Here is a 12,985-nt window from a genome sequence, read left to right as displayed (position 1 = left end):
TTCACTATCACTTATTCATTAAAAATACATTTCTGTTATCCAAGTATACCAAACATTCCAATATATTAAAACACCAAAATCCCTCTGTCATCATACACACTCGCACCGCTATCTTTCTCATTCCTAATCGCCCGATCCAATGCCATCACTGCCGCCACCGCCCCGTCAATCTTCTCCGAAGACTTTTCCTTATCCGGCTTAATATTCCCCGCAGGATCCTGCCGGATAAATATATTATCCATCATCCACCGAAGCACCGGATGCCCGCCGTGGGAAACCCGCTTTTCCAACACCAGTTCCATCAAACGCTTGGACGGTGGTGACATATCCTTGAATCCCTGACCGAATGGAGCCACCGTAAATCCCAGCCCTTCCAGATTTTGTACCATCTGCACCGCTCCCCAACGGTCAAATGCAATCTCCTTAATATGAAACTGCTTCCCAAGGTCATCAATGTACTTTTCAATAAACCCATAATGAATCACATTTCCTTCCGTTGTCTCCAGAAACTCTTGCTGCACCCACACATCATAGGGCACATGGTCACGCCGCACCCGAATCCTCATATTTTCTTCCGGTATCCAGAAGAATGGCAGAACGACATAATTCTCCTCCTTATTCCTGGGCGGAAAAACCAGGACAAATGCTGTAATATCAATAGAACTTGATAAATCCAAACCACCATAACATTCCCTTCCTTTCAGCGCTTCCATATCTACCGGACCGTTACACAGATCCCATTTATCCATCGGCATCCACCGGGTGGACTGCTTCACCCACTGGTTTAGCCGGAGCTGCCGGAACAGGTTCTCTTCTGCCGGATTATCTTTTGCACTTAACCAGGCATTCCTCACCTTTTCAACATCAATCGTATGTCCAAGAGATGGATTCGCCTGATGCCAAATCTGCTCCGAAGACCAGTCCGCATCTTCAGGTACCCCATAGATAACCGGATAGAAAGTCGGGTCAACCTTTCTCCCAAGGATAATATCCTCAGCTTTCTGATGCTGTTCAAAACACACTGAATGCCTGTCGGTTCCGGCAGTTGTAATCAGAAAGAATAAAGGCTGTGTTCTTGCATCACCGGAACCTTTTGTCATAACATCGAATAAATCCCGATTGGGCTGTGCATGAAGCTCATCGAAAATAACTGCATGCACATTTAAACCATGCTTGGTATATGCTTCGGCTGAAAGAACCTGATAAAAACTGTTTGTTGGTTTATAGACCAGCCGCTTTACGGACATAACAGGTTTAATTCTTTTTTTCAGAGCCGGACATTGGTCAACCATATCCACTGCTACATCAAATACAATTGATGCCTGCTGCCGATCTGAAGCACAACCATATACTTCCGCTCCCCACTCGCCATCGCCACAGGTCATATATAAAGCAATTCCGGCTGCCAGTTCAGATTTACCATTCTTTTTCGGAATCTCAACATAAGCCGTATTATACTGACGGTATCCATTTTCCTTTACCGTTCCAAAAATGTCCCGGATAATTGTGTCCTGCCACGGGAGAAGGTCAAAAGGAACACCCCGCCACCTTCCTTTTGTGTGTTTCAGGCAATTAATAAAATTGACAGCATGTTTCGCCTTACCAGTATCAAACATCACTTATTCCCGCCTCTGAACAGAAGCAGCTCCATTGCATCATTTTCTTTATCCTCCCTGGTATCAGCCACAATCCGGCTCCGGGCAACAGGGGTCAGTCCAAACTGCTCACAAAATTTATTCATAATCTTTAAATAAGTCTGGGCAATGGATACCTGTGGTACCTGCTGCCAATAACCAGAAGGTGTTTTGACAATACTGCCATGCTGGGTAATGAATTCCTCCGCTTCCTTCCAGCGGGCATATGCCTGGCAGTATCCGGCAAAAGCAGCCATATCAACCTCTGTCAAAATCCCCAGATGTTCCATCTGCTTCGCCATCCGTTTCCATTCTTTCTTCGCTTCTTCCTCCAGCCAGACCGGACAACGGGGAGCCTTCTTCCTGGGCTGAGGTTCCTGTGTATTTAGGCTCCGTTTTCCCGGATTCCCCTCCAACAGCTTTACCGCTGTCGGTTTCGGTTTTCTGCCGCTTTGTGCCACTGGCCCCACCTCCTTCCGGCATACCTGGTTTTATGGCAAAGAAAAAGACTTCCGAAGAAGCCCTTTTCCATCTTTGCTAAGTATTAAGGTAATATTCTTTCGCCCGGTCCAGACACCATTGTATGGCCCTTCCTCCGTCCGAAAAGCTGTGCTGCGACTTCTCCTGGAAGGAAATCCGGCATTGCTCCACATTCGTCCCTGTTTCTTCGGGGAATTCATCAAGCTCAAAGATTTTCGCCTGAAATCCTCCTGTCTCTAAAATATCTGTGGCAAATACCAGCGGGCCGTATTGCAAAACTGCTCCGACTGTCAACGCTCCCTGTACCTGTTCCATTGTAGTGATTTCCTGTGTGTTTTTCATCTGAAAAATCCTCCTTTTGTTTTGGTAGTGACATGTTACCTCTGAATGCACTTATTATCCAGTTAAATAGGGCTCATAAACTACACAATCATTCCTCCGGCAAACTGTGCACTATTCAGCTATCTTTCTTCCGGCACAAATCAACACCATACACCAGGTTCAGACTTCCGCCAGAGTCCCACTTTACCAAAAGGCTCCCAGTATCATCCACACCCGTGACTGTTCCCACCGTTCCCGGCGGCGGAGCCTGCAGATCCAGCATCCGAACCAGTTCAACCCGACAGCCAGACGGATACTCCTGCTGAAGCCTTTGCACCAGTATCTTACGCTCCTCCTCCGTCACCCTTTTCCCCGAACTAACAAACAACGCCCGTTCCAATACAGTATGGTCAAATCCAAATTTCCGGTATGCAGTCCCGACAACCGTATAATACCTCTGGCTGGGCAGCCCTATCTGATTCTCCTCACGCATGATATAAACCATCGCCCATTCGTTCCTGTCTTCAATCAAAACCTCCAACTCCCGCTTATAATAAAAGGCCGGATAGCCTTCATATCGGTCAAGGCTCTGCTCATCCTGTTCTCCAATTTCCCAGACCAGTACCAAAACCCGGCTCCCGGCTTTAGGCTCTATCGTTGCATACGCACCTGTCTTACAGCCCTTAAACAAAAGCTGATAGTCCTTCACTGCTGATGTCCCGATTAACTTGGCGGCTGGACAGCGGTGTTTCATCTGCCCCTCATCCATATTACTGCCATAAGCGATATACAATTTTCTCATATGTTTCACCCTTTCTTAAACGTAGTGATGTTTCCCTCCTACCACCTCAAGGGCGGTTAATCCGCCCGGTGTGGAAAGGTATGTACTTTTATGCCCCATGACGCCATGCCGAATTCCCCTCCAGATGTTTCAGGAAATGCAGGCGGCAGGTTTTAAACTCCGCTCCGATAAGCCCCAGCCGGAGCATCCAGCAACGGAATGCATATTTTTCATTTTCCGTTTCCGTCCGTCTGGAAGATGCTTTCTTTTGCACCAATGCCTGATGGGTAACTGCCAGGCAAAACTGGATGTATGCCTTCACCTCCCCGGCATGGAGCGTGCTGTTGAAGATGCGGAATTCCACCGTCCCCTTGGTGAACGTAGCATGTAAATTCAAACCATGATAGCGGGTGCTGTTATAATGTCTGTTCCGGTCACTCAAAGGGTCTTCCGCATACCATAAGTCCTTCAGCTCCTCCAAGGTTCCCGGCCGTTTCCGGTTAATCGTCCGGATCAGCTCTTCATTCACCTTTTTGCAGTATCCCAGCCTATTGGGGTTGATCTGTAGCGCTTTGTATAGAATGTTTTCCTTACTCGCCATAATATTTACAATATTCCGCAGGGTCTGGGGTGTAAACCTCCCGGCATCCACATGAATGTGTATTCCGCATTTTTCATTGACCAGCGCCTTTTTGTGCCGGAGCTTCCGGATGATTTCCTGCAAATCGGGAATATCCTCATAGGTGAGAATGGGGCTGACAATCTCTGCTTTATAACAGTCATCTGCTGCCTGGATGCCGCCCCTGCTCTTTTTCTGGGCTTTTATGCTGGAATCGTAAGTAGCTTTCCACTCCCGGTCTTTCCAGTCCTTTGCCCCATAAGTCTGATAACAAGTTCCAATGAAGTAGCTTTCTGTTCCATAATAATCTGCAATTACCTGTGCCGCTTCTTCCCTGGTAATTCCCGTAAGCTCTATTTCAATCCCGAATCTCTGTGTTTTCATACGTCTTGACCTCCTGATGTGCTTTTTGTGGTATCATATTGAGCAAGCTCAATATGCATGATCTATTAATCACTCTAAAAGCACATTTTATCCAGTCATTTCGCATTCATAATCTGCACAATAATTCCGGGAATTCCTCCTCATCAGCCGTTTGTTTTATCAGGAATAGCTGCTGTCATTGTACTCTCTGACGCTACGGATGTTTCGGCCACTGTCTGCTGCTCCTGCTTCCGCTGTCTGTTTCGGATTTTTGCCCGCTCAATATCCTCTTGCGTGCGGAATGCCGAGTGTCCTTTGAGATTCTCCATCAGGACGTTTCGGCTATCTTTCATTTCTTTTCCGCCAAAGCCGATACGGAGCAGCCAGATTCTCATATAATACTTTTCATTTTCTTCAACCCGATCTTCCGGATCAATCCGTTTCTGCTCCGTGGCCTGCCTGACAACCGCCGTTGCCAGATTCCGGTAAGCGTTCTCTCGTACCGGGCTATCCGTACATGGGAACCGGAATTCAAGCTTCCCCTCGTCCACACGGAATCCTCTGTTTTCATCCTCATAGGCCCGCAAGGCGAGGATCACGCCTTCCAGATTTTCAAATTCATTCCCCTGGAGTTCTTCAATCAAAGTATTACTGACAGAAAGAAATGTTTCCCCTGCTGATTTGTTAATCAAATACTGTCTGCTGTGAATGAGGAATATCAAGTTCTTCAAATTCAGCGCTGTCATATCCGCCAGGGGAAACTGAACCAACATTCGGTTACTGTCGGTTTCCGGTTCATTCACCAAACCTCTGGCCAGAAGACCGGCTTCTACAATTGCTCCGGTCTTTTCATCTGCTGTCACAACCTCTCCATTCTTTTCAATAAAGCAGTTTCCCACCTGATATCTACAGGAGGGTACACCCAAATATTTGGATGGGTATCCGGTTATCTCGATGACCGCTTTGACGATGTCTTTTCTGTTTTCTGCATTCGTTCTAATTTTCAATGTGGTACCTCCTCATTTTTTGGTACTACATTAATCACTCTAAAGGGCTGTGAAGTCAAGGAAATGCTTGCATTTTCAGCTAATCCTTTTTCTTCTCCATAAATCAAGGAAGGTCAACTGCTTCACTAGCATCACCTTCCTTTTTCAAATCACAATATTCTATTTTTGTACCATTCCTGATAACTGAAACATCCTTATCCGAACCATTTTGCTCCACATAACGGTTCACAATCACATCCGCATATTTCTCATCTAATTCTGCCATATAGCAAATTCGGTTTGTCTGCTCACACGCCATAAGTGTAGAACCGGAACCGCCGAATGGATCAAGCACAATACAATTGCTCATACAGGAATTCTGCACCGGATATGCAATCAGTCCCACAGGCTTGCTGGTTGGATGATTCTCCGATTTTCTCGGACGGTCAAACTCCCAGATTGTCGTCTGCTTCCGGTCGGAATACCAATTATGCTTTCCGCCCTTCTTCCAGCCGAACAGTATCGGTTCATGCTGCCACTGGTATGGACTTCTTCCTAATACAAGGCTCTGTTTCTTCCAGATACAGGTACCGGAAAGATAAAATCCTGCTGCCTTAAAGGCCCGGCGGAAATTCAACCCTTCCGTATCTGCATGAAACACATAGATAGATGCATCCGGCTCCATATGGTGTTCCATATTTACAAATGTTGCAAACAAGAACTGATAGAATTGCTCGTCCTCCATATGGTCATTCTGGATTTTTCCGGCCGTCCCTTCATAATTGACATTATAGGGCGGATCCGTCACCACCAGATTTGCCCTTTGACCCGCCATCAGAATGTCATAAGTTTCCGGCAAGGTGGAATCTCCCACCACAAGGCGATGCCTGCCCAACAGCCACACATCTTCCTGCTTTGCAACTGCTGGCTTCTCTAATTCGCCTTCGATATCAAAATCATCCTCAGTAATTTTCTTATCATGGACGGAATTAAAAAGCTGCTCAATTTCCGGTGGCTCAAACCCAGTAAAGGCTACATCAAAATCGGCTTCCTGCAATTCCTGAATCAAATCAGCCAACAGTTCCTTATTCCATTCACCTGTGATTTTATTCAGGGCGATATTAAGTGCCTTTTCCTTCGCCTTATCTACATCAACTACGATACAATCAATTTTTTCATATCCCAAATCGGTTAAAACGGTCACACGCTGATGACCGCCGATAATCGTCAAATCCGAATTGACGATAACAGGCTCCACATACCCAAACTCAGTAATGGAATTCTTGATTTTCTCATACTCCTTATCTCCCGGTTTCAGTTTCTTTCTGGGGTTATAAGAAGCCGGAACCAAATCGGCTATTCTAATTTTCCTGAAATCCATCTTCATTCCTCCAAAATCTGTCTTTAATATAACAATCATGATTGCAATACTTTCTGCGGCTATCTCCATAGGCTTCAAACACTTTTCCGCACCGGATACAGGTCTTCGTATAGACCGCCATCCGTTTCCCGGCCTCAGGGTGTGTTTTCCACCACTGTCTGCGGCATTTGTCAGAGCAAAAACGTCTGGGCCTGCCACTTCCCGATTGACAGATTTCCTTGCCACAGCAGAGACAGACTTTCCCTTCCGCCAGCCTTTCCCTCAAGTTTTGCACCGTCGCCTGGGCAAATCCATCCATTCCATTCGCCTTACAATAATTTCTGACCGTATCACGGGAAAGACCGAGCATGGATGCAATTGCCCGGTAACCAGCTCCATTCATCCGCAGCTCTTTTATCTGAACCGCCTGCCCATCTGTCATACCTTTTTACTCCTTAAAAAGAAAAGGCCGGAAAACCATCATTTTCAGATCGTTTTCCAGCCTCAAAACACAGCAATTCCCATACTTTTTGGCAAAAGCTTCTGCCTGTATCCTATGGAAATCACTGTGTTTATGTAAAATAACAGCTCCGTTTTCCTATCCCCCCTGTTTATTTCTGCGAAAATTCACGAAAGAGGGGGCGGCGGTTTCCAGGGGAGCAGGTTCTGGAGATGCGGCCTCCCCCTCCCACCACACATAATTACAGGCTCACCACAACCTGCACAATTACCCAAAGAAATCTTTGTTAAAATTATGCCTTCGGATTGACTGGATAATTTCAGCACTCTGATCTAACATGGCACTACCAAACAAAAAGGAGGCAATTACATATGCAGAAAAAGAAAATGAAAGTCCTATACTCATCCAAATCCCGCTCAAGTGCTTACATTAGCGGAAGCACCTATACCACCACGCCTAAAATTTCCATGGAAGGTAAATGGCTGGAAACACTGGGTTTTCATATCGGTGATGCCATTGAAGTATCTTACGAGGAAAACATTATCCGCATCTCTCCGGTTCCACAAGCTGCCATGGTATGTGAACCGATCAAAAACTACCAAAATGGTGCCCGAAGTATAAATAGATAACAGCCGCTGTGACCACAACAACAACTCCACACACACTGCTCATCCATACATCCGGTAAATCATTCAAAACCCAATTCCATCAGTATTTATATTCCTGAAAGCGGTCCGCCGTCATTGTCTTATGGTCATGACAGCTTTTACACAAAGACTGCCAGTTAGACTCATCCCAGAATAACTGCCTGTCACCCCGGTGTGGGATGATATGATCTACCACCACAGCTTTGGTCAGTCTTCCCTGTGCTTTACACTTCACACATAACGGATGCAGTTTCAGGTAATGTCTTCTGGCTTTCCGCCATCTGCTGTCATATCCCCGGTCGGAAGATGATTCCCTGTCTTGAATATGCAGCTTTGCATGTACAAGACAATATTTCCCTTCCGTCAATTCCGGGCACCCCGGATGGCGGCAGGGCTTCCCCGGTTTCTTCGGCATCCAATCACTCCTTCCGGTTTTCCGCTTCGTTATTTCCAAAAGAAAAAGCTTCATGGATTTTCTCCACAAAGCCCGTTACAGTTCTTTACAGCCTAAGAATAACACAGACATTTAGGCAAATCAAGAAACCACAACCGTAATCTTTCTTAACCGCTGCTTAACCCCGGACAATTGGTCAGCTCAGAAGAAACTGTTCCATGTGCTTATCCCGAAGCTGGTATATGCCCTCAAGCTCGGTTAATGCTTTCTTCCGGTATTTGGTCAGCATCGCTTCGGTTACCTGATATTTGCCCGCCAGCTCTTTCCACGGCATCTCCAATACCACCATATCATAGACTACCTGTGGAAGCCTGCCGCTCAACTGGCTGACCGCCCCTTCAAAGAAATCAATCTCTTCCCTTACTTCCTGGTACTGGCGGAATAAGAAATCATACCAGTCATCATTTAGTGTCTCCGCCACTTTCCGGTAATAGATGGCTGTTTTTCCGGTTGTATCAGTGATTCCGCTTTTCTGGATCCGTTCTCCCTCCGGTTTAGCAAAACACATGGACTCTATGACCTCATCATCTGAAATCCCCTCAAACCGCACCAGCTCATGTGCCAGCATCATACGGTTCTTTTTCCACTGGCTATATTCTTTAAACAGGTTTTCCTTCTCCATACCGGACACCTCCAATTCTTGCTTTGACTGCTTTTACCAGCGCCGTCTGGCTGCAATCCTTCGATTCCAATGATCTCATTACCTTTTCATCCAGTGTGTTTTCGGCAATCAGATGATGGATAACCACCACTTCCTTCTGTCCCTGCCGCCACAGCCGGGCATTTGTCTGCTGGTACAGCTCCAACGACCAGGTCAGTCCAAACCACACCAGCATGGAACCGCCGTCCTGCAAGTTCAAACCGTGTCCCGCCGATGCTGGATGAATCAATGCCAATGGGATTTTACCCGCATTCCAGTCCCGGAAGCTCTCCTCCATATCCAGTTCCACCGCCGGAAACCGTTTCTGTATCCGCAGTTTATCATGCTTATACCAATATGCCACCAACACTGGTTTGCCATTGGCCGCTTCCAGTAAATCTTCTAGCGCATCCAGTTTCCGGTCATGGATATACTTTACTTTCCGGTTCTCATCGTAAACTGCACCGTTTGCCATCTGCAGCAGCTTATTGGATAGCCCTGCGGCATTTCCCGCATCCACATCCCCATCAGCAAACGGCAGCAGCAGATCCACTTCCAGTCTCCGGTATAACTCCTGCTCTTTTTCATCCAATGGTACTAAAACCCGGTTATTGACACACTCCGGCATCTTCAAAAAGTCAGCCGCCTGCATACTGATTGTAATATCAGATATCAATTCATAAATCTTCTGTTCTGCTCCCTCCCTCGGCTTATAAGAGTACACCATCTCCCGGCTCCGCTTATCCGGCCGGAAAAACTGTTCCCGGTAAGCCCCGATAAACCTCCCTAATCTCTCTCCCATGTCCAAAATCCCGATCTCAGCCCATAAATCAATCAGACCATTTGGTGCCGGGGTTCCGGTCAGTCCAATTACCCGTCCTGCTTTGGGTCGTACTCTCCGCAACGCCTTGAAACGTTTGGCCCGGTGGGATTTAAATGAAGACAGCTCATCAATCACCACCATATCGAAATCCCACTGGCATTTTTCTACCAGCCACTCTATATTTTCCCGGTTTATCACATATACATTGGCTGGTTTACGAAGTGCCGCCCGCCGTTCCCTTTCATTTCCCAGAATCCGGCTGATAACAATTCCATCAAGATGGTCCCACTTGCTACACTCCCCGGTCCAGGTATCCCTGGCTACCCGCAGTGGTGCTATCACCAATACCCGGCGGATTTGAAAGTAATCCAGCAGCAATTCCCATACTGCCGTCAGCGTAATCACCGTTTTTCCAAGACCACAGTCCAGGAATAATGCCGAAACCGGGTTATTTATAATAAACGCCTTGGCATTTTCCTGGTATTTATGTGGACAATACCGCATCCAGCACACCTCCAATCCGTCCAATATCATCTATACAGTAAACCTGAAAGCCCAAACCTTCCAACTGCTTTTTCCGTTTTGCCTGCAATGGCCGAAGCCTTTTTCCCGGAGCCTTCAGTTCAACAAACGCACACTTCCCGCCCGGCAGAAGCAATAAACGGTCCGGCACCCCGGCCAATCCGGGTGAAATGAACTTTGCCGCTATCCCATTACGTTTTTTTGCTTCTGTCCGCAACTTCTTTTCTATCACACTCTCCTGCATAATAACTACTCCTTTCCGCCGGGAACAGCCAGAACCACAACTTACATATCTCCTATATGCGTGTATGTTAGATACAACCTGCTTCTTATTATTATTTTTCAATGATTTAATTGGAAATCCTGTTCTCTTGTTCCTGAAATTCCTCTGTCCCTTAACCTGTCAGACTCTCAAAGTCAGAACCATACTGGAAACAAGCCAGTACAGATTCTCTTTGTTCCGGCTAACACCGGCTGCCAGTCATCCTATGCCTGCGGTATCATCCGCTTATTCTATTTCTTGTTCCTTGGCATATGCCCGCTGTTTCCCATAGACAGGGAAATTGTACATGCCATTTTTTGTTGCCGTATATTTTCCCCATCCTTCAATCTTTCGCATAATACCACTGATCTCATAGGAGTCTATCTTTTTCAATGCCGGGGATTCCCGCCCAAAGCACTCACACCAGATTTCCATATTGCAGACCAGTCTCCGCTTTACCGTCCCGGTCCGTCCGAAACTACCAAATTCACCGCCATTTAAGAAATTACGGCGGTCATAAAGGCTCATTTCATTCCAGCCTTCCGGCAGCAGGGTGTCCAGATAATTTCGTACCAGCCCCTCCCGGTCATCGGTCTCCATCGCCTCTGCCTGTGCAGATACTGCCATGACTGCAATTTCACCTTCCAGAAACAGATTCTCCCCATCTTGATAAGCCGCCTTTGCTTCTGCCCATATCTGCAGGACTTCTTCATTTGTAATCTGCCATGGCTTTCTGTCACTGCCCGCTTTAACTCTGACTGGCCAAAAGCGGCGGTTCCCTGTGATATCCCGCAGGAAGCCGCTTTCTGTATTGGTACTTCCAACAATGACGCACTGCCTCGGATGGCTTTCCACATTTAAACCGTAGCTGGCACGATATTTATCATCCACACGGGATAAAAAGGATTTCACTGTCTCCACATCGGTCTTTTTCATTCCGGCCAATTCGCCAAGCTCCAGAATCCAATACCCCTGCAGCTTCTCTGGTCCGGATTTATCCCGCATATCTGTAAGCGTCAGGCTGTCAGAGAACCAGGCCCCGGCCAGCCGGGCAAAAAAAGTGGATTTCCCAATTCCCTGCGGACCGTTTAAAATAAGCACACTGTCAAACTTTGCCCCCGGCTGGTAAATCCGGGCTACCGCCGCCGTCAGGGTTTTCCGGATAACTGCTCTGGTATAAGCAGAATCTTCCGCCCCCAGATAAACGGTAAGCAGTGTATCAATCCGCCTGCTTTCATCCCATGGCGGTAAGTTTTCCAGATACTCCTTCACCGGATGGTATGCCCGTTCAGAAGCAACAGCTATCAGGGCATCCTTGGTTTTTGCCGGAGCATAAACACCATATCCCTTATCCAGATATACCTTCAATGACGCAAAGTCCGAATCATTCCATCCTGGCTTAATCTGTTTCCAGGGCAGTCCCCGGCCTGCATCAATCCCATCCCGGTGGAGGTTAAAGGCAATGGAGTGCAGATTTTCATCATTTCTGATAGTCAATACCAGGTTATCCAGCGTGTCCTTCACTCTCCCCTGACGGTCCAGCTCCAGCGCTGTCTGCCAGTCCTCCGGCACCGCAAACTCATTTTTAGCTGCTTCGCCCCGCTCCCTGGCCAGTTCCGCCTTTACCCGGTCCTGCGACACAACAAACTCACTCATCGCTCTAAAAGAAGGCAATTTCGCCGTTTCGGTAGTTTCACCTACATGATGGTCCAGGTCACCGAATTTATGGATGCGTACCATATCAAATGCATTCATGAGCATCCCACAGGCCGGATCTGTCGCATGATGGGAATAAGCGAACTTCTCTTCATAAACCACCACCCCAGCCTGAGAATCGGCTGGAATATAATCATAGCGGCCTGGCATCTGGCTTGGCTGGTATACCTCTGGCAAAAAATCAGCAACCGCCTGCTCAATATCATAAGCCCGGCAAAATGCACCAATAGCGCCTTCTTTCGTGAGCGGATCCGCCTGTTTTTTTATCTCCCGCCGGACCACCGCCTGCTGCCTGCTGCTGACCGGCCACAGTGCCGAATCCCGCCAGTTCTGATACCTTTTTAGCACCTGGTCAGGATCCAATAGTTCTCCTGTTATATCCCTGAAAAAGAACTCTCCATTTGCTGATGTACTGGGCCAGTACATCAGTCTGGAAGGTTCATATGTGGTATCATCAAATAATTCCATGCCAATATCTTCAGCCACCTTCCTGCCAAGTGCCTGATACTCATCGGCAGTCACATTTCTGGATAACGGAATCACCAGCCGCAGTCTCGGCTGCTCCGGGGTATGCTTATGGGTGGAATAAATCAGGCAATTGAAGTCAAAGAACATTTCTATCTGTTCAGCTATACTGTCTATTGCATAATCCATATCCAGCGTCAGCCCGGACCGGAACTCCACACAATCCTTTTTCCTTCTGCCACCCTTCAATTTCCCCAGCACAAACCCGCCTACATCCTTAATCTCATCCTGTTTGGCTTTGGATAGTTTCCGGTACTGCTCCACTGTTTCTGAAGTCCGGACGGTATTGGAAAGCCTCTCGCTTAATTCTTCTAAATCTATTTCTGTATTATTCCAGTGCTTTTCTTTTCTTGAATTACCTGTTGCTATAAACAGCCTCATACCTTCCCTCC

The 12,985-nt window shown here is 47.1% G+C and carries 14 protein-coding genes; 1 reads left to right on the top strand and 13 read right to left on the bottom strand.

Going from position 1 to position 12,985, the window contains the following annotated elements; all coding sequences use genetic code 11:
• Nucleotides 1–65: 65 nt before the first annotated feature.
• From ACYVD3_RS07255 to ACYVD3_RS07220, 8 genes are all read right to left on the bottom strand, one after another.
• Nucleotides 66–1,616 carry a terminase large subunit gene (locus ACYVD3_RS07255; RefSeq protein WP_460641844.1) on the bottom strand — a complete coding sequence of 517 codons (1,551 nt, stop codon included), beginning with the start codon at nucleotides 1,614–1,616 and terminating at the stop codon, nucleotides 66–68.
• Nucleotides 1,616–2,095, bottom strand: a complete 480-nt coding sequence (locus ACYVD3_RS07250; RefSeq protein ID WP_460641843.1) for a phage terminase small subunit P27 family — start codon at nucleotides 2,093–2,095, stop codon at nucleotides 1,616–1,618. The genes ACYVD3_RS07255 and ACYVD3_RS07250 overlap by 1 nt, the downstream gene beginning before the upstream one ends.
• A gap of 76 nt (nucleotides 2,096–2,171) precedes the next feature.
• Nucleotides 2,172–2,456, bottom strand: a complete 285-nt coding sequence (locus tag ACYVD3_RS07245; RefSeq protein WP_460641842.1) for an Nmad4 family putative nucleotide modification protein — start codon at nucleotides 2,454–2,456, stop codon at nucleotides 2,172–2,174.
• A 115-nt stretch (nucleotides 2,457–2,571) separates the two neighbouring features.
• Nucleotides 2,572–3,237 (bottom strand): DUF4314 domain-containing protein, encoded by a 666-nt coding sequence (locus ACYVD3_RS07240; RefSeq protein WP_460641841.1) that lies wholly within the window; start codon nucleotides 3,235–3,237, stop codon nucleotides 2,572–2,574.
• A gap of 88 nt (nucleotides 3,238–3,325) precedes the next feature.
• Complete coding sequence (locus tag ACYVD3_RS07235; protein WP_460641840.1) at nucleotides 3,326–4,219, bottom strand: amidoligase family protein; 894 nt, start codon at nucleotides 4,217–4,219, stop codon at nucleotides 3,326–3,328.
• A gap of 143 nt (nucleotides 4,220–4,362) precedes the next feature.
• A complete protein-coding gene (locus ACYVD3_RS07230) occupies nucleotides 4,363–5,205 on the bottom strand; it encodes a hypothetical protein (protein ID WP_460641839.1) in 843 nt (280 codons plus the stop codon).
• Between the two features lie 103 nt (nucleotides 5,206–5,308).
• A complete protein-coding gene (locus ACYVD3_RS07225) occupies nucleotides 5,309–6,565 on the bottom strand; it encodes a site-specific DNA-methyltransferase (RefSeq protein ID WP_460641838.1) in 1,257 nt (418 codons plus the stop codon).
• Nucleotides 6,546–6,986 carry an RNA polymerase subunit sigma-70 gene (locus ACYVD3_RS07220; RefSeq protein ID WP_460641837.1) on the bottom strand — a complete coding sequence of 147 codons (441 nt, stop codon included), beginning with the start codon at nucleotides 6,984–6,986 and terminating at the stop codon, nucleotides 6,546–6,548. The genes ACYVD3_RS07225 and ACYVD3_RS07220 overlap by 20 nt, the downstream gene beginning before the upstream one ends.
• A gap of 389 nt (nucleotides 6,987–7,375) precedes the next feature.
• Here ACYVD3_RS07220 and ACYVD3_RS07215 point away from each other — a divergent pair, with 389 nt between their 5' ends.
• On the top strand, nucleotides 7,376–7,633 hold the full coding sequence (locus tag ACYVD3_RS07215) for a SymE family type I addiction module toxin (RefSeq protein WP_460641836.1): 258 nt from the start codon (nucleotides 7,376–7,378) through the stop codon (nucleotides 7,631–7,633).
• Nucleotides 7,634–7,712: 79 nt separating this feature from the next.
• On the opposite strand, the gene ACYVD3_RS07210 is transcribed toward ACYVD3_RS07215, so the two are convergent.
• From ACYVD3_RS07210 to ACYVD3_RS07190, 5 genes are all read right to left on the bottom strand, one after another.
• Nucleotides 7,713–8,066 (bottom strand): HNH endonuclease, encoded by a 354-nt coding sequence (locus tag ACYVD3_RS07210; RefSeq protein ID WP_460641835.1) that lies wholly within the window; start codon nucleotides 8,064–8,066, stop codon nucleotides 7,713–7,715.
• Between the two features lie 175 nt (nucleotides 8,067–8,241).
• Nucleotides 8,242–8,727, bottom strand: coding sequence for a hypothetical protein (locus tag ACYVD3_RS07205; RefSeq protein ID WP_460641834.1), 486 nt, complete (start codon nucleotides 8,725–8,727; stop codon nucleotides 8,242–8,244).
• A complete protein-coding gene (locus tag ACYVD3_RS07200) occupies nucleotides 8,705–10,072 on the bottom strand; it encodes an SNF2-related protein (protein ID WP_460641833.1) in 1,368 nt (455 codons plus the stop codon). The genes ACYVD3_RS07205 and ACYVD3_RS07200 overlap by 23 nt, the downstream gene beginning before the upstream one ends.
• Nucleotides 10,053–10,334, bottom strand: a complete 282-nt coding sequence (locus tag ACYVD3_RS07195; protein ID WP_460641832.1) for a VRR-NUC domain-containing protein — start codon at nucleotides 10,332–10,334, stop codon at nucleotides 10,053–10,055. The genes ACYVD3_RS07200 and ACYVD3_RS07195 overlap by 20 nt, the downstream gene beginning before the upstream one ends.
• A gap of 264 nt (nucleotides 10,335–10,598) precedes the next feature.
• Nucleotides 10,599–12,974, bottom strand: a complete 2,376-nt coding sequence (locus tag ACYVD3_RS07190; protein ID WP_460641831.1) for a virulence-associated E family protein — start codon at nucleotides 12,972–12,974, stop codon at nucleotides 10,599–10,601.
• Between the last annotated feature and the right edge of the window lie 11 nt (nucleotides 12,975–12,985).

The sequence above is a fragment of the Lacrimispora brassicae genome (assembly GCF_054772055.1).
Note: the sequence above shows the minus strand (reverse complement) of the source record. Positions and strands in the feature narration are given on the sequence as shown.

What these genes read in the sequence shown, in the direction of transcription:
- ACYVD3_RS07240 (WP_460641841.1), bottom strand. Translation starts at nt 3,237, where the DNA reads ATGAGAAAATTGTATATCGCTTATGGCAGTAATATGGATGAGGGGCAG.
- ACYVD3_RS07255 (WP_460641844.1), bottom strand. Translation starts at nt 1,616, where the DNA reads ATGTTTGATACTGGTAAGGCGAAACATGCTGTCAATTTTATTAATTGC.
- ACYVD3_RS07195 (WP_460641832.1), bottom strand. Translation starts at nt 10,334, where the DNA reads ATGCAGGAGAGTGTGATAGAAAAGAAGTTGCGGACAGAAGCAAAAAAA.
- ACYVD3_RS07220 (WP_460641837.1), bottom strand. Translation starts at nt 6,986, where the DNA reads ATGACAGATGGGCAGGCGGTTCAGATAAAAGAGCTGCGGATGAATGGA.
- ACYVD3_RS07225 (WP_460641838.1), bottom strand. Translation starts at nt 6,565, where the DNA reads ATGGATTTCAGGAAAATTAGAATAGCCGATTTGGTTCCGGCTTCTTAT.
- ACYVD3_RS07235 (WP_460641840.1), bottom strand. Translation starts at nt 4,219, where the DNA reads ATGAAAACACAGAGATTCGGGATTGAAATAGAGCTTACGGGAATTACC.
- ACYVD3_RS07245 (WP_460641842.1), bottom strand. Translation starts at nt 2,456, where the DNA reads ATGAAAAACACACAGGAAATCACTACAATGGAACAGGTACAGGGAGCG.
- ACYVD3_RS07200 (WP_460641833.1), bottom strand. Translation starts at nt 10,072, where the DNA reads ATGCGGTATTGTCCACATAAATACCAGGAAAATGCCAAGGCGTTTATT.
- ACYVD3_RS07190 (WP_460641831.1), bottom strand. Translation starts at nt 12,974, where the DNA reads ATGAGGCTGTTTATAGCAACAGGTAATTCAAGAAAAGAAAAGCACTGG.
- ACYVD3_RS07205 (WP_460641834.1), bottom strand. Translation starts at nt 8,727, where the DNA reads ATGGAGAAGGAAAACCTGTTTAAAGAATATAGCCAGTGGAAAAAGAAC.
- ACYVD3_RS07210 (WP_460641835.1), bottom strand. Translation starts at nt 8,066, where the DNA reads ATGCCGAAGAAACCGGGGAAGCCCTGCCGCCATCCGGGGTGCCCGGAA.
- ACYVD3_RS07215 (WP_460641836.1), top strand. Translation starts at nt 7,376, where the DNA reads ATGCAGAAAAAGAAAATGAAAGTCCTATACTCATCCAAATCCCGCTCA.